Raw genomic sequence first — 16,683 nt, forward strand, 5'->3', positions numbered from 1 at the left:
CCCTACCCCACGGCGGCGGCGACCGGAGCCGCATCAGCGGGCTCCGCAAGCGCGTCGAAGCTCTCGAACGGGTTCTCCAGCATCTCCCGGAGCGTGTTGGCGAGCACGCCCGCGTGGAACCCGTCGATGAAGCGGTGGTCGAACGTGGCGTTGATGTTCATCACCTTGCCCGGCACCACCTTGCCGTCCTCCACCACCGGCACCTCCTTCACCGCGCCGGGCGCGACGAAGATGGGCACGCGCGTGTACGGCGCCAGCGGGACGTAGGCCGTGTCCAGCCCCAGCGAGCCCACGTTGGTGATGATGGCGGACCCGAAGGCGTCCTTCGGCATGCCGAACCGGCTCATGTCCAGGTTCAGCGTGTACATGAAGAAGGACAAGAGCCAGGTGAAGGTGTTGAGGAACAGGTAGGGAATCTTCTGGATGGTGCCCTTGCCCTTCTCCAGGGCCACGTCCCGGCGCTCGCGGACGCGGCGCACCGCCTCCTCCAGGTCGTTGGCGATCTCCTTCAGGTTCTTCTTGTCCGCGTCCTCGATGCGGGCCGACGTGAGGTCCACCTTGCCGCCGTCCGTCTGGACGACGAGCGTGGACAGCGTCACGCGCTGGCGCAGGTAGATGCGGTTGAAGCGGAGGATGGCGTTCGCGTCCGGGCAGCGGCGCAGCGCCTCTCCCATGGCCTTGGCCACCAGGTGCGTCACCGTGAGCCGCACGCCCGTCCGCTGGCGGAAGGCCTCGATGTACGCCATCGCCTTGTCCATGCGGACCGTCAGCGTCCCGTACACGGTGGGGTCGTACGCCGTCTTCCAACTTCCAATCGCAAGCTTGCGAAAGCTCGACAGGTCCCGTTTGGGGATCAACTCCAGATGCGCCATGGCCCCAGTGTCGCCGCATGGCCCACCTCAAGGGAAGGGCGGGCCCCCCGGCCAACGCCCCTGCCCGCCTCGGACTCAACATGACGCACCGGGTCGCTGTTCAAACCCCGGCTTTCCAGGAACAACCCTGCCAGTCGGTCGCTTCATCCACGACCTGCCGGACCGAAGAATTCACTGGAAGTATAAAATTCACGGCATTCATTGCATGACACGCTCTCTGCGGACGTCAATTCCAAGCAACGTCAATCGATTCTCGCGAGAGGTCGGGAAGACCCATTTACATTCAGTGCCTAGGCGGAAGACCATACGCCCTCCATGGCTGGCTTCCGCTTCTGTTCCGCCCTCTTGCTGATGTTTGCCCTCACGTCCTCGGCCCACGCGGCCGAGGCGGGCCCCCCTGTCAACGTGCTCGACGGGTGGCGCTTCCGGTGGGGTGACTCCCCCGTGGGCTCCGATGGCACGCCCCTGTGGGCGAAGGAAACGGGGGATTCAAAGGAATGGCGGACCACCCCCGCGCTCGTGGCGCCGGAGGGACGCGGCGACCACAAGTTCATGTGGCTCAGCATCCCCATCCCCGATGGCGGCTGGACGGAGCCCGCGCTGTACCTGGGCGAGGTCACCCACGCGTTCGAGGTGTACGCGAACGGCCGGCACATCTACACGAGCGGCAAGATCCGGCCGGACAGCTACGAGATTGGAGAGAACCTGTCCTGGCACATCGTGCCCCTGCCGCGCGACATACCGGGCACGCGCGTGCTGCTGCGCATCCAGTCCAGCAATCCCAACATCGGCGTGGCCCAGGCCGCGCAGGTGGGCTCGCGGTATGACCTGCTGGTCTACGTGACGCGCCAGGGCCAGGCGCCCTTCGTCATCTGCTGCCTGCTGATGGCGGTGGCGCTCGGCGCGGGTGGCGCCTTCGCGCTCCACTGGCGGCGGCGGATGCTGGCGGGCCTGGCGGTCTCCGCGGCCAGCGGCGGCATGATCCTCCTGGGCCTGAGCGGCATGCCCACGGCGCTGTGGGGTTCGTCCGCTGGCGCGACGCTGGGCACCACGGTGGGCATCTTCCTGCTCGTCGCCGGTCTGATGGAGTTCGTCTCGGACGCGCTGCTCGACAACCGGCGCGGCTGGTTCCAGAAGGCGGCCATGGTGTTCTCGCCCGTGGCGGGCCTGTGCGCCCTGGCGACGCTCCTGGACCTGGGCATCGGGCAGCGCATCCTCGTGCCCTACCTCCCCATGGCGATGGTGGTGCTGTTGGTGGTGCTCTCGGTGGCCATCACCCAGGCGTGGATGGGCAACCCGGACGCGCGCTTCTTCGTCGGCGGCTTCGCGGGGCTCGTCATCTCCATTGTCCTCACCATCCTCCCCGTCATCGGCCTGGTGGGCTGGTCGCTGGGCAACGTCACGCACTGGGGCTACGTCGCGTTGACGCTGTCGCTGCTGGGCATCGTCACCCGCCGCTCCATCATGGTGGTGCGCACGCTCGAGGCGCACACCCACCAACTGGAGGCGCGCGCGCAGGAGGTGCGCAACCTGGCCGAGCGCATGGGCAACGGCGCCGGCGAGCTCGCCACGGTGGTGCAGCAGCTCCGCTCGTCCAGCGACGAGCAGACCGAGGGCGTCAGCCGTCAGGCCGTGGCGCTCCAGGAGGCGGAGCAGACGGTGAAGGAGATCCGCCGCAGCTCGCAGATGACGGCGGAGAAGGCCAGCGCGCTCGCGGCCTCCGCGGAGAGCGCCGAACAGGTGGGCCGCGAGGGAACGGCCGCCCTGGAGCGCACGCTTTCGGACCTGGCGGCCATCCGCACCGAGGTCTCCGACATGGCCCGGCGCATCTTCGCGCTCGACGAGCGCACCCGCGAGGTCTCCGGCATCGTGGACTCCGTGAAGGACCTGGCGGACCAGTCCAACATGCTGGCCATCAACGCCGCCATCGAGGCGGCGCGCAGCGGCGAGAGCGGCCGTGGCTTCGGCGTGGTGGCCCGGGAGATGCGCGGCCTGGCGGACCAGTCCATCCAGGCCACGCACCGCATCCGCGAGGTGCTCGACGGCGTCAGCAACAGCATGCGTGAGGCGGCCCGCTCCAGTGAGAAGGGCGATGAGCGCGTGCGGCTGAGCCTCGACGCCGTGCGGACCTCCAGCGCGCAGTTCCAGCAGCTGGCCGACATCATCGGCGACACCAGCTCCAGCGTGAGGCAGATCACCGCCGCCGTCAGCGCGCAGGACGCGGGCACCCACCAGATGGCCCAGGCCATCCAGGAGCTGTCCGGGCAGATGCAGCGCACGCTGAAGACGGTGCAGGAGACGCAGGAGGCCACCCGCTCCGTGCAGTCGCTCGCGGAGAGCATGTCCGGCATGGCCAGCCAGACGCTCAAGGCGGAGGGCCTCTCCGTGCCCGCGGCACAGGCGCAGGCGCGCTGATTCCGCGGCCTCCACCTCCGAGCCCGGCGGCCCTCGGGGCCACGGCTCGGAGGCTCCGGCGGGCGCTGGAAGCTCAGCCCAGCGCCTCCTCCAGGAAGGGCGCCGTCTGGCTGAAGGGCAGGCCCACCACCTCCTCCGGTGGCCCCGCCACCACCACCCGCCCGCCTTTGTCTCCAGCGCCCGGCCCCATGTCGATGACCCAGTCGCTGGCGGCCACCACGCGCATGTCGTGCTCGACGAGGATGACGGTGTTGCCGGAGGCCACCAGCCCCTCCAGCTGCGTCATCAGCTTGTCCACGTCGAAGGGGTGCAGGCCCGTGGTGGGCTCGTCCAGCACGTACAGCGAGCTGCCGCGCTGGGCCCGCTGGAGCTCCGTGGCCAGCTTGATGCGCTGGGCCTCGCCGCCGGACAGCTCGGTCGCCGGCTGCCCCAACCGCAGGTACCCCAGCCCCACCTCCCGCAGGACGGCGAGCGGCCGCTGCACCAGCGGATCCTCGCTGAAGAAGTCGTGGGCCGCGTCCACAGTCATGCCCAGCACCTCTGCGATGTTCTTGCCCCGGTACTGAATCTCCAGCGTCTTGGCGTTGTAGCGGGCCCCCTGACACGTGGGGCACGGCGCGTAGACGCTGGGCAGGAAGAGCAGCTCCACGCTGACGAAGCCCTCGCCCTCACACGTCTCGCAGCGGCCCTTGGCCACGTTGAAGGAGAAGCGACCCACGTCGTAGCGCCGGGAGCGGGCGGCGGGCGTCGCGGCGAAGCGCTTGCGGACGTTGTCGAACAGCCCCGTGTAGGTCGCCAGGTTGGAGCGCGGCGTGCGTCCAATGGGCTTCTGGTCCACCTGCACCAGGCGCTTGATGCCCTCCATGCCGGAGACAATCCTGCCGCCGGTGGTGTGGATGACCGTGCGCTCCAGCGCCTCTCCCTCCTCCTCGGTCTCCGGCACCGCGTGGCCCAGGTGTCCGGCCACCAGTTCCACCAGGACCTGGCTCACCAGGCTCGACTTCCCGGAGCCGGAGACGCCCGTCACCGTGGTGAGGACACCCAGCGGGAAGTCGACGTCCAGCGCCTTCAGGTTGTTGCGCGACACGCCCCGCAGGCCCAGCCAGCCCTTGGGCGAACGCCGCGTGCCGCGGTGCTGCTCCGCGTCGCCGAAGAGATAGCGCCGCGTCCGGGACGCCTTCACCGCCTTCAGGCCTTCGAGCGGACCGCTGTAGAGAATCTGTCCGCCCTGCTCGCCCGCGTCCGGACCCACGTCGACAATCCAGTCCGCGTGGCGGATGACGTCCACCTCGTGCTCCACCACGAACAGCGAGTTGCCCGAGCCCTTGAGCTGGTCCAGCGCCTTCAGCAGCGCGGCGGTGTCCGCGGGGTGCAGCCCGGCGGACGGCTCATCGAGCACGTACACCACGCCGAACAGGTTGGAGCGCACCTGCGTGGCCAGCCGCAGGCGCTGGAGCTCGCCAGGAGACAGTGTGGGCGTGCCGCGCTCGAGCGACAGGTAGCCCAGGCCCAGCTCCGTCAGGACGTTGACGCGCTCCAACACGTCATGGGCGATGCGCTGGGCCACCAGCGCCTTCTCCGGATGCGCGCGGGCGAGCGTGGCCACGTCCTTGGCTGTCCCAGCCGCCACGGGCGCGAGCAGGTCCGTGAGTTTGTTGAGCGGCAGGCGTGACAGCTCGCCGATGTCGAGCCCCGCGAAGGTGACGGACAGGGACTCGCGGCGCAGGCGCTTGCCGTGGCATTCGGGGCAGTCGCCGCTCACCAGGTACTGCGAGACGCGCCGCTTCATCAGCGCGCTCTGGGTGGTGGCGAAGGTCTGGAGCACGTAGCGTCGGGCCCCCGTGAAGGTGCCCATGTAGCTGGGCGGCGCCTTGCGCTTGAGGGCCCGCTGCGTCTCGGCCGGCGTGAAGCCCGCGTAGACGGGCACCGTGGGCTGCTCGTCCGTGAAGAGAATCCAGTCCCGGTCCTTCTTCGGCAGCTCCCGCCACGGCCGGTCCACGTCGTAGCCGAGCGTCACCAGGATGTCGCGCAGGTTCTGGCCGTGCCACGCGGGAGGCCAGGCGGCGATGGCCCGCTCGCGGAGGGTCAGCGTGTCATCCGGCACCATGGACCGCTCGGTGGCGTCGTAGATGCGCCCCAGGCCGTGACACTTGGGGCACGCGCCCGCGGGCGTGTTGGGCGAAAAGGCGTCCGAGTCCAGGTGCGGCTGGCCCCGCGGATACGTGCCCGCGCGCGAGTACAGCAGCCGCAACGAGTTCGCCAACGTCGTCACGCTGCCCACGGACGAGCGCGTGGTGGGCGCGCCGCGGTGCTGCTGGAGCGCCACGGCCGGGGGCAGCCCGTCGATGGCGTCGACCTCCGGCACACCCGCCTGGTCGATGAGCCGGCGCGCATAGGGGGCCACGGACTCGAAGTACCGCCGCTGCGCCTCCGCGTAGAGCGTGCCGAACGCCAGCGACGACTTGCCCGAGCCCGACACGCCGGTGAACACGACGAACGCGTCCCGAGGGATTCGGACGTCGAGGTTCTTCAGGTTGTGCTGACGCGCGCCGCGCACCTCCACGAAGCCCTGCTCGGCGGTCCCTGAAGAATCTGGGTGCTGCTTCGAACGACGAGCCCTGGCCATGCGCCCCACGCTGAGTTGTCAGAAAGGGATGAACTGCGGCGGCGTTGTACCCGAGGCGAATGTGGGAGACACGCGGGAACACGGGCGATGGCTCAGGGCCCAACGAACGCTCCCGGGCTCACAGGCCAGGCAGCGTCAGGAGCACCCGCGCGCCCGGGCCCGGGCACTCCACCACGCGCGCGTCGCCGCCATGGCCCCGCGCCACCTCGCGCACGAGACTGAGCCCCAACCCCACGCCTCCCGCGTCCCGCTCCAGGCGGTGGAAAGGCGTGAAGACGTCCTCACGGTGAGTCTCCGGGATGCCGCGCCCCTCATCCTGCACAGCGACTTCCCAGTGCGCGTCCCGGTGCGCCAGCTCCAGCCGCACCTCGGACCCAGGAGGCGCGTAACGGAGGGCGTTGGCCAGCAGGTTGTCCACCGCTCGACGAACGGCCATCGCATCCATCCGGCAGCCGGCTTCATCGGGGCCCACCACGCGCAGCGACACACCGCGACGGTCCGCCTCCGCCCACGCCCCCGCGGCGGCTTCGTCGAGCAGCCCGCGCAACTCCCCCTGCTGCAAATCGAGGGCACCGCCCGCCGCCGACAGCTCCAGCAGCGCGCCGGCGACGCTGGACAGCCGGTCCACCTCGCGGCGGTTCTCCTCCAGCACGGCGCGCAGCTCCTCCGCGCCCCGCTCGCGCCGCAGCGCCAGGTCCAGCCCGGTGCGCATGAGGGCCAGCGGCGTGCGCAGCTCGTGCGCGGCGCGCGCGATGAGGCGCTCCTGCGCTTCACGCGCCGCCCGCACCCGCACCGCGGCCTCCGTCAGCGCCAGGCGCACCTCCATGATTTCGTCCCGAGGCTCATCCGCGGGCACGGGGGCCACCATCCCGCCATCGCGCGAGTGGGCCACCTGGTCCGCGATGCCGTGCAACCTTCGCGCGAGCCCCCTCGCCTGCCAGCCCTGGATGCCAATCAGCACCCCGCCCAGGAGCAGCGCCAGCACCGTGGCCACGGAGGTGAAGGTGCCCACCGCCTGGTCCACCGTCCCCAGGGACGCCACCAACTGCAGGACATGGGGCACGCCCTCCGGCGAGCGCACCTGCACCGTCAACACACGGAGCCGCAGCCCCGTGCCGAGGCGCCGCGTCTCCAGCCGCGACGTGGGCCCGTCCTCGGGCAGCACCCGGTCGTAGACGGTCGGTGATTCGGGCGGGAAGACGGCCAGCAGCGTTCCATCCGGCCCGTAGAGCCGGGTCGCGGGGACGAAGGCACGCACCTCTCCCGCCAACGGAGAGGGCTCCACGTGCAGGTGCGGGCGCCCATCCGGAGCGTCGAAGAGGCTCACGCTCTCCGCCGCGGCCTGCGACAGCAGGGCTTCATCCAGGGTGCGCTCGAGCACCACGCGGAACACCTGGACGGCCACGCCCAGCGCGGCGACCACCGCCACCACGGGCACCACCGCGCCCCACAGCCACATCCGCCGGACCAACCTCACCGAGCGCCCTCAATCACCAACCGGAAGCCCACGCCACGCACCGCCTGGATGGTCACCCCTTGCGCGCCCACCTCGGCCAGCTTCGCGCGCACGTAGCCCACGTAGACGTCCACGATGTTGGGGGGCCCGTCGAAGCTGGGGCCCCACACCTTCGCCAGCAGGCTGGAGCGGGTGTGGACCTCGCCCGCGCGCGAGGCCAGCTCCCCCAGCAGGGCGAACTCGCGGCCCGTCAAGGCCACCTCCCGGTCGCCACACGTCAGCGTCCGCCGCCGGGCATCGATGTGGATGGGCCCTCCACCCCAGGACGGTGTCTGGCCCTCGGAGCGGCGGTGCAGCGCCTCCAGGCGCGCGAGCAGCTCCTCGAAGGCGAAGGGCTTCACCAGGTAGTCATCCGCGCCCGCGCGCAGGCCCGTCACCCGCTCGCCCACCGTGCCGCGGGCGGTGAGCATCAGCACCGGCGTCATCAAGCCGCGCTCGCGCCAGCGCCGCAGCAGCGCCACGCCGTCCATGCCGGGCAGGGCCCAGTCGAGGATGATGGCGTCGTAGGCCACCTCGCCCGCCTGGTCGAGCGCGTCCTCCGCCGTGCGGCAGGTGTCCACGAGGTGGCCCTCTTCCCCGAGCCCTCGCCGGAGGAGGTTCGCCATCCGCTCCTCGTCTTCCACCAGCAGCAGCCTCACGGCACCGGCCTCCCTTTCCCCATCATGCACGCGCCTGCGTGCGCGTCCCACCCGCGAACCACGGGTAGAGCGTGGGGAGGATGACCAGGGTCAGCAGCGTGGAGGTGATGAGCCCGCCCACCACCACCGTGGCCAGGGGCCGCTGCACCTCGGCGCCCACCCCGCGAGCGAGCATCATCGGGATGAAGCCCAGCGCCGCCACCAGCGCCGTCATCAGCACCGGCCGGGCCCGCTCGCGCGCCGCCATCACCACCGCCTCCGCGGGAGCATGGCCGTCCGCTTCGAGCCGCTGCTCGCGCGACATCAGCACGACGCCGTTGAGCACCGCGATGCCGGACAGCGCGATGAACCCCACCGCCGCGGAGATGGACACGGGCAGGTCCCGGGCCGCCAGCGCCATCATCCCGCCCACGCACGCGAACGGAACGTTGGCGAAGATGGCCAGCGCGGGACGCATGCGGCGGAAGGCGAACAGCAGCACGGCGAAGATGAGGAGGGCCACGGCGGGGAGCACCAGCGAAAGCCTTTGCCGTGCCTCCGTCAAGGTCTCGTATTGTCCGCCCCACTCGAGCCGGTAACCATCCGGCGGAGCGAGCGCCTGCTCCACGCGGCTCCGCGCCCGCTCCACCACCGTCCCCAGGTCCGCGCCCCGCACGTTGAAGCCCACCACCAGCCGGCGCTGCCCCCCTTCCCGGCTCACCAGCCCAGGCGAGGACGTCAACCGCACATCCGCCACGCGGGAGAGCGGCACCAGGCCCCCCGCCTGCGTGGGGAGGGGCAACTCGGCCAGGGCGAAGGCCTCGGACGCGCCCGTCAACCGCAGGACGATGGGCACGCGCACCGACCCATCCCAGGTGGCGCCCACCTCCACGCCGCTGCGCACCGCGCTCACCGCCTCCAGCACGTCCACCGCGCCCAGCCCCGCGCGGGCCGAATCCAGCGGACGAGGCGTCACCTCGAAGAGCGGCACCTCCGGCGGAGCGAGCACCCGCACGTCCACCGCCCCTGGCTCCTGGCTCAACAGCGCCGCGGCCCGGCGTGCCAGGCGCCCGAGTTCGGTCAGGTCCTCGCCGTAGATGCTGAGCGCCACGTCCGTCACCGCGCCGCCGAGCAGCTCGTTGAAGCGCATCTGGATGGGCTGCGTGAAGGAAGGGTCTCCGCCTGGGACGCGGGCGTCCAGCACCTGCCCCATCTCCTCGATGAGCGACTCACGGGTGAGCCCGGGCCGCCATGCGTCCCTCGGCGCCAACGACACGAAGACGTCCGCCATCTCCAGGCCCATGATGTCGGTGGCCACCGCGGGGCTGCCCACGCGCGAGACGACCTGGCGCACCTCCGGAATCGCTTCGAGCAGGACGCGCTCCATCCGGCCCGCTTCGCGCACCGCGGCTTCCAGGCTGATGTCGGGGACACGCGTGGTCTGAATCACCATGTCGCCTTCGTCAAGCTGCGGCGTGAACTCCGTGCCCGCGCGAGCGAAGATCCACCCACCCACGCCCAGCAGGAACACGGCCACGGCGGCCACGGGCACGCGCCGGCGCACGCTCTGCACCAACACCGGGGCGTAGAGGCGCTCGAACCAGCGGACCAGCAGCGGCGCACGCGCGGGGACGTGCTCGGGGCGAATCAGCCAGCTCGCGGCGGCGGGGATGAAGGTCAGCGACAGCAGCAGCGCGGTGGCCAGCGCGAAGACGACGGTCATCGCCATGGGCCGGAACATCTTCCCGTCCACGCCGCGCAGGGACAGGATGGGCAGGTAGACGAGCAGGATGATGAGCACGGAGAAGAAGACGGGGCGGGCCAGGGACACGGCCGTCTCCTCGACGTGCTCGCGGGGCGGGCGCTGCTTCTCCTCGGGCGACAGGTGCGCCATCCGGTGGAACAGGCCCTCCACCATCACCACCGCGCCATCCACCAGCAGGCCAAAGTCGATGGCCCCCAGGCTCATCAGGTTGCCGGGGATGTCCAGCGCCACCATGGCGGCCGTCGCGCCCAGCATGGACAACGGAATGGCCGAAGCGACGAGCAGGCCCGCGCGCACGCTGCCGAGCAACAGGAAGAGGACTCCCACGACGAGCAGCCCGCCCTCAAGCAGGTTCTTGCCCACGGTGCGCACCGTGCCGCGCACCAGGGTGGCGCGGTCGTAGACGACGTCCAACCGCACGTCCTCGGGCAGCAGCGCGCGCACCTCGGGGAGCGCGTCGGAGATGGCGCTCGTCACGGCGAGCGCGTTGGCATCCCGGAGCATCTGCACCATGACGTAGACCGTCTCGCCGCGCCCATTGGAGGTGGCGCTGCCGATGCGGGGCAGCGCGCCTTCGGTGACCTCGGCCACGTCGCCCAGGCGCACGGCCATGGCCCCAGGCCGGGGAATCAACGCCTCCGCCAGGTCGGCCGGCACCCGAGGCCGCGCCACGGCCCGAATCAGGACGTGGCGCTCCCCCACCGGGAGGCTCGCGCCCGGGGCGCTGCCGGTGGCGCGCTCCAGCGCGTCACGCAACTGCGCGAGCGTCACGCCCCGCTGGGCCAGGCGCACCGCGTCCGCGCGCACCTCCAGCGTGCGCTGATGGCCTCCCCAGCTGTTGACCTCCACCACGCCCGGCACCGAGCGCAGGCGGGGCGCCACGCGAAGCTGCGTCAGCTCGAGCAGCTGCGCGCCCGTGCGCTCCGGCGAGGACAGCGTGAAGTGAAACACCTCACCCAACCCACCGGTGAGCGGCCCCAGCTCCGGTGGGTCCACGCCCGGGGGCAGCGTGGGGCCGAGCACGTTGAGGCGCTCCTGCACCTGCTGCCGGGCCCGGTATGGGTCCACGTCGTCCGCGAACACGGCGGTGACGGAGGACAGGCCGTAGCGGGACAGGCTGCGCTGCTCCTCGAGCCCGGGCATGCCGCCCAAGGCCACCTCCACTGGCCGCGTCACCAGCCGCTCCACCTCCTCGGGCGTCAGGCCGGGCGCGCGCGTCAGGACGAGCACCTGGTTGGTGGTGATGTCCGGCATCGCGTCCAGCTCCAGCCGGAGCGACACCGCCACGCCCGCCAGGGCGAGCACGCCCGTGAGGGCCAGGACCCAGCCCCGGTGACGCACCGACCACCGCACGAGGGCTTCAATCACGGCGTCACCTCGTCGCCGTCACCGGCCTGAGCCTCCTGCAGGAGGGCCGCGCCGTCGGCGGCGACCGCGTCCCGGGCGGACAGCGGCCCCCTCACCAACGCCTCAGCGCCGGAGGTGGCCAGCACCTCCACCTCCCGACGCTCGGCCTGCCCCTCAGCGCCGCGCGTGAAGACGACCGTGCGCGCGCTGTCGAAGGCCAGGGCGCGCGCCGGCACCAGCACCGTGTCGTCGCCCGCCGCGGCATGGATGCGCAAGCGGCCACCCTGCCCCGCGCGCAGCACGGCGGCGCTGTCCTCCGGCTCGAACCACGCGCGCCACGTTCCATCCGCGGCGTCGACGACGGGAGACTGGCCCACCCATCGCACCGGAACGGCGATGCCCTGGGACGACACGAAGGCGAAGCTGGCGCCCTCGGGAGGACGCGCGGACAGGCGGGCCTCCAGGCGCGCGGGACCGTCGGCGGCCACGCGCACCAGGGCGGCGCTGGCCTCGGGCTGCATCTCCCCCAGCACCGCGCGCACCTCGGTGACGATTCCGCCGATGGGGCTCTTGAGCCAGACGGTGCCGCGCTCCGCCACGCCCCGGGCCTCCCCGGGAGCGAGGCCCGCCACGCGCAGCACCGCGTGCGCCGCGACCAGGGCGGCGCGGGCCTCGGCCTGTTGCGTCTGGGCGTCGGCAAGGTCGGGCAGCTTCGCCAGGCCCTGGGCATGCAGCGCCTCCAGGCGCTCCACCTGCCGCGAGTAGGCCTCCAGCCGCAGCGAGGCGGCGCTGGCGGCCCCCGCCGCCTCCACCACCTCCGGCATCAGCACCTCCACCAGCGGGGCTCCCGCCTTGACCTGCTGGCCCGGCCGCGCGCGCACCTGCTGCACGCGGGCGCGGAACGGCGCGCAGAGCGCGGCGACGGCGTCCGGGCCGGACAGCACCAACGCGGGGGCCTCCGCCAGGGCGACGCGAGACGCCGCGCGCACGGGCACCCACGCCGAGGGCGCGGACGCGCGCGCGGGGGGCGCCGCGGGAGGGGCCTCCGCGGTGGAGGAACCGGACGTGCACGCCCCGGAGAGAGCGAGCATCGGCACAGCGACGAAACGTCGAACGAAGGGCGTCATGGCAGGGCGGAGAGCAGGAGGTGGAGCCGCGCGGCGGCGAGCGAGGCTTCGCCACGGGCGAGCGCGAGCCGGATGTTGGCGGAGGCACGGGCGCGGCGGGCGCGCAGGACGTCAGGTAGCGTGCTCTGGCCCGCGCGCAGCAGCACGTCAGCCAGCCGCGCGGCCTCTTCGGCCTTGGGCACCAGGGACTCCTCGACGACGGAGAGCTGCGCGGCGGTGTGCTCGCGCTCATGGAACGCCAGGGCCAGCTCCGCGGCGGCGCGCAGCGCGGCTTCCTGGGCCTCGCCCTCCAGGCGCTCAGCGGCGGCGAGGAGCGCGCCACGCTCGCGCTGGCCAGCGTCGAACATCGGCGGCGTCACGCCCACCATCAACAGGCCACTGAGCCCGCCGTAGTACTCACGCACGCCCTGCGCGCCCACCGTCACCTGCCAGCCCCGCGCGGCCCGGACCTCCGCCGCGCGGGCCCGCTCCGCCACCCCCAGCAGCCGCCGGGCCTCCGCCTCTGGGAGCTCGGAGGCGCGCGCCAGCCACCGCGCTTCTTCGGAAGGTGGCGGCAAGGCCACCTCCGGCAGGGCCTCCGCGACCACCAGGTGCGCATCGGGCTGGCGGCCCACCAGCACCGCCAACGACAGCCGCGCGTGTGTCACCTCCGCCTCGCGCGCCAGGAGCGCCAGCCGGGCCTCTGCCTCGAAGCCCTCCGCCTCCGCCAGCTCCAACCGGGTGGCGCCGCCCAGCACCAGCGCCTCCTCGACGGAGGTGCGCAGCGCCCCCGCCAGCGTCGCTTCCTGCTCGGCCGTCGCCGCGGCCTGCTGGGCAGACCAGAGCGTCAGCCAGGCCCGCGCCACCTCCAGCCGTCGGTTCAGCAGCGCGGCCACGGCCTCCCGCTCCAGCGCCCGGGTCTCCGCGCTCGCCGCGTCGCGCTGGGCCCCCGCCAGGTTCGACAGGAAGAGCGGCTGCTCCACCGACACCGTCAGCTCGAAGCCCGGACCGTCGGGCTGGGCGCGGCGCCCCGGCACCACGCTGAGCGTGGGGTTGGCGGCGAGCCACGGCAGCCGCGCGTCCCACACGCGCCGCGCTTCCACGGCGCGCGCCAGGCTCGCGGGCAGCGCGGCCTTCGCGGCCATCGCCTGGGACTCGGCGAAGGTGAGCGGCGGGGACTCTTGCGCCGGAGCCGCGGCGAGGAGCGTGACGAGAAGGACCCACATGCGGCGCACCCTAGGGAGGGCGCCCGCATGCCGCTTGAGGGCATCCTGAGAGAATTCTCAGAGACCCCTATTGGGTGGGGCGCTTGCGCGGCGCCGCCGCCTGTCTGCACGCCACCAGCAGCATCACGGTGAACGTGGCCACCAGCACGACGACCTCTTCCCAGTCCGCCAGCGGGTCCTCGTTCTCATTGAGCAGCGCCAGGCTGAGCAGGCACAGCACCAGGTGCACGGAGAACACCGGCAGGGACGCGCGGCCCAGCGCCTCCAGCACGCGGGGACGCAGCCAGCGGAACAGCTTGGGGCTCAGCCAGCTCGCCAGCAGCGCCACGGCCAGGAAGTTCACCAGCCGCACGGGCGCCAACGTCCACTTGTCGATGAGGGCGCCGTACAGGTCCAGGTCGATGCTGAAGATGCCCACCTGGTAGCGCATCAGCAGCAACGCCACGCTCACCACCAGCGCCCCGCTGAGCAGCACGGGCGAAACGGCCTCGCGCTTCTCCGGCGCCGTGGCACGGCCCACGCCCAGCCACACGCCCAGCACCCACAGGAACTGCCAGGCGAAGACGTCGAAGGCCCCTGACAGCTCGATGCGCAGCGGTGGCCACGGCAGCACCGGAATGAACACCAGCAAGTCGTAGAGCGAGCGCTTCAAGCCCAGCTGCGCCGACAACCACACCAGCCCGCTCAGACACAGGATGCGCGTCCACCCTCCCTTGCGCGCGCCCAGCAGGATGAAGGGCGTCAGCAACAGCAGCACGACGTAGAGCGGGAGGATGTCGAGCAGCGGCGGACAGTAGAGCAGGAACAAGCTGCTCCACAGCGCGGTGACGGGGTCCTCGTGGAAGAAGCCCAGCAGGTTGTGGATGGCGGGCCGGTGCGTCGCCATGCCCAACGTCCCGATGACCGCGAACGCGAAGGCCAGCAGCGCCACGTGGTAGCCGTAGACCTTGAGCGCACGCTGCCAGAGGCTGCGCCACAGCACGTTCGGGTCCGCCACTTCGAGCTTGTTGGCGTACACCACGCCCACGAGGAACGCTGACAGGAAGACGAAGCCCTCGGCCGCGGAGACGAAGCCGAAGGGCTGGTTGCTGATCGTGTTCAGCCGCGTCGGCAGGTGCGTCAGCGTCATCAACACGAGCAGGATGCCGCGCAGGCTGTCGAACTCGGGTCTGCGGTTCATGGAGGCGAAGGTCGGCTTGAGGGGCGCTTGGGGCAGGTGGGCCGTCGAGGATGTCCTCAACGGAGGATTCCACACCGTGCATAGCCCATTCCGACAGGTCAGGCCCAGCGCCCGCCCGCGGCTCAGCCCAGCGCGTCGAGCAGGACCTTCACCGCGTCACGCGTCGGGCCCGAGGACGTGTCCACCACCGTCCGCAACATGCCCTTCGCCTGCCCCAGCGTCGCGGGCTCCACCTCTTCCAGCGCGGACAGCGCGGCCCCTCGCAGCTCTGGCGCATCCACCGAGGAGAGCTGGGTCTGCAGCAGCGACAGGGCCGGCTGCGCGGGCGCCCCCAGGCGCAGCAGCGCCACCGCGGCGCAGGCGGCCACGGAGGGATTCGCGTCCTGGAGGTGCCCCGCCACGGCCTCCTGCACGGCGGGCGACGCGGGGCCGGTGAGCCCCAGCAGCGACAGGGCCTCCACGCGAATGGCGGGCTCCGACGCCTCCAGTGCGCGGCGCATCGCCTCATGAAGGCCGGGGAGCGCGGGCAGCGCCCCACCCTTGCGGCGCGCGTCCTCCACCAGGCTCCGCAGCGACGTCAGGGCCAGGTAGAGCCGCGTGCCCTCCGCGGTCCGCGCCTCCTCCAGCAACGCGGGCGTGGCGACCTCCGGAGCCAGTGACGCCAGCGCGCCGAGCGACTCCAGCGCCGCGCCCGCCACGTCCTCCTCCGCCTTCAACAAGGGCACCAGGCGCGGCAGCAGGGGCACCGCGGCGAGCTGCGCGGGCGCGACGCGGCACACATTCGCCAGCACCAGCGCCGCGTCCTCCACCGCCGGGTGGCCCGCCTCCAGCCCCGTCAGGGCCGCCGTCACGGCGCGCACGGAGGCGTCCGCGAGCCGCGCCGGCGGAGGCCACCAGGCCAGCTGCAGCACGGAGAGGATGGGCCCCACCGCGGCGCCCGGCCGGGCCATGGCATCCAGGAGGAACTGGGCCGTCCGCTCCCGGAGGAGGTCGTCCTCCGCTCCCAGTGCGTCCCCCAACCACTCCTGGGCTTCCTCCTGCTCGGGCCCCGATGACGTGGAGAGCAGGACAACCCATTCATCGACCGAGCGGACGCGGTTCACCAGAGATTCCTCGAACGAAAATTGCCGGGTGGGACGCAACCCAGGCAAGGCTCGGGCGATAATCCCGCCAAGCTTCCCGATTTCCAAGAACGAGACTCCATCATGAGCTACCGCATCCGGTCGGGTGACACGCTGTCGGCACTCGCGAACCGCTACGGGACGTCCGTGTCCGCGCTCGCCAAGGCCAACGACATCAAGAATCCGGACCTCATCTACGCGGGCGCCACGCTCAAGATTCCGGGCCGCAGTGACGACTTCCAGGCGTCCGGCGGGGCCGCCGCGGGTGGTGCGAGCGGGGGCCGTGCGGGCGCCGCTGGCAACGCGGGCGCCGCGGGAACGGATCCAGGCCGCTTCGGCTCCAACGCGGAGCGGCTGGCCGCCTCGGCCCGCTCCATGGCGTCCAGCATGAACACGACCGGCTGGTGCGCCAAGGGCGTCAACCGGTCCCTCGCGGCCGCGGGCCTCCACGTCAACCCCCTGCCCTCCGCGTACATGTACGGGAACGTGCTGGCGCGCGACTCGCGCTTCCGCGAGGTGCGGCTCTCGGACGCGCAGATCCACCAACTCCCGCCGGGCGCCATCGTCGTCACCGACGCCTACAACCGGCCGGGCAACCCCCACGGCCACATCGCCGTCACCCTGGGCAACGGCATGGAGGCGAGCGACCACGTCGCGCGGCTCAGCACGGGTGGCACGCAGCGCGTCTTCATTCCCGTCTGAGCGGACTCCACACACAGTCCGCGTAACAGCGAGCGCAGTACACACGCACGCTCCGTAACTGGCTAGGCTACGCGCGCCACGGGTCCACCGGGCGCCGCCGCCAGCAGTGGCAGCGCATCCAGGTCAGGACCCGCGGCTGCACGGCGGGCCCGTCATGGCCCTCTCACTGCCCGGCACCACCGGGCACAGG

At 72.0% G+C, this 16,683-nt stretch carries 11 protein-coding genes; 2 read left to right on the forward strand and 9 right to left on the reverse strand.

Features of this window, described 5'->3' with window-relative positions:
* Window positions 1–2 precede the first annotated feature (2 nt).
* Window positions 3–872 (reverse strand): 2-oxo acid dehydrogenase subunit E2, encoded by an 870-nt coding sequence (locus tag HV824_RS03395; RefSeq protein ID WP_176415450.1) that lies wholly within the window; start codon window positions 870–872, stop codon window positions 3–5.
* Between the two features lie 315 nt (window positions 873–1,187).
* On the opposite strand from HV824_RS03395, the gene HV824_RS03400 reads away from it, so the two are divergent.
* Window positions 1,188–3,287: a methyl-accepting chemotaxis protein gene (locus HV824_RS03400; RefSeq protein ID WP_255207725.1), complete on the forward strand. Its 2,100-nt coding sequence runs from the start codon at window positions 1,188–1,190 to the stop codon at window positions 3,285–3,287.
* A gap of 73 nt (window positions 3,288–3,360) precedes the next feature.
* On the opposite strand, the gene HV824_RS03405 is transcribed toward HV824_RS03400, so the two are convergent.
* The 8 genes from HV824_RS03405 to HV824_RS38030 all read right to left on the reverse strand — a co-directional run bounded on the left by HV824_RS03405 (window position 3,361) and on the right by HV824_RS38030 (window position 15,773).
* Window positions 3,361–5,913 (reverse strand): excinuclease ABC subunit UvrA, encoded by a 2,553-nt coding sequence (locus tag HV824_RS03405; RefSeq protein ID WP_176422640.1) that lies wholly within the window; start codon window positions 5,911–5,913, stop codon window positions 3,361–3,363.
* 118 nt (window positions 5,914–6,031) lie between these two features.
* A complete protein-coding gene (locus tag HV824_RS03410) occupies window positions 6,032–7,390 on the reverse strand; it encodes a HAMP domain-containing sensor histidine kinase (protein WP_176422641.1) in 1,359 nt (452 codons plus the stop codon).
* On the reverse strand, window positions 7,387–8,067 hold the full coding sequence (locus HV824_RS03415; RefSeq protein WP_176415447.1) for a response regulator transcription factor: 681 nt from the start codon (window positions 8,065–8,067) through the stop codon (window positions 7,387–7,389). Before HV824_RS03415 ends, HV824_RS03410 begins: the two co-directional genes overlap by 4 nt.
* 22 nt (window positions 8,068–8,089) lie before the next feature.
* On the reverse strand, window positions 8,090–11,179 hold the full coding sequence (locus tag HV824_RS03420) for a CusA/CzcA family heavy metal efflux RND transporter (protein WP_176422642.1): 3,090 nt from the start codon (window positions 11,177–11,179) through the stop codon (window positions 8,090–8,092).
* Window positions 11,176–12,249: an efflux RND transporter periplasmic adaptor subunit gene (locus HV824_RS03425; protein ID WP_255207726.1), complete on the reverse strand. Its 1,074-nt coding sequence runs from the start codon at window positions 12,247–12,249 to the stop codon at window positions 11,176–11,178. Before HV824_RS03425 ends, HV824_RS03420 begins: the two co-directional genes overlap by 4 nt.
* A gap of 32 nt (window positions 12,250–12,281) precedes the next feature.
* A complete protein-coding gene (locus HV824_RS03430) occupies window positions 12,282–13,490 on the reverse strand; it encodes a TolC family protein (protein ID WP_217917051.1) in 1,209 nt (402 codons plus the stop codon).
* 67 nt (window positions 13,491–13,557) lie between these two features.
* The gene (gene opgC / locus HV824_RS03435) at window positions 13,558–14,670 is read right to left on the reverse strand and encodes an OpgC domain-containing protein (RefSeq protein ID WP_255217012.1); all 1,113 of its coding nucleotides are present in this window, start codon (window positions 14,668–14,670) and stop codon (window positions 13,558–13,560) included.
* Window positions 14,671–14,792: 122 nt separating this feature from the next.
* On the reverse strand, window positions 14,793–15,773 hold the full coding sequence (locus HV824_RS38030) for a HEAT repeat domain-containing protein (RefSeq protein ID WP_176422645.1): 981 nt from the start codon (window positions 15,771–15,773) through the stop codon (window positions 14,793–14,795).
* A gap of 102 nt (window positions 15,774–15,875) precedes the next feature.
* Between HV824_RS38030 and HV824_RS03445 the strand changes: the two genes are divergently transcribed.
* Window positions 15,876–16,493: a LysM domain-containing protein gene (locus tag HV824_RS03445; protein WP_176415442.1), complete on the forward strand. Its 618-nt coding sequence runs from the start codon at window positions 15,876–15,878 to the stop codon at window positions 16,491–16,493.
* Window positions 16,494–16,683: the final 190 nt, after the last annotated feature.

Origin of the sequence: Myxococcus sp. AM009 (assembly GCF_013372605.1) — a bacterium.
Lineage (GTDB): Bacteria > Myxococcota > Myxococcia > Myxococcales > Myxococcaceae > Myxococcus > Myxococcus vastator.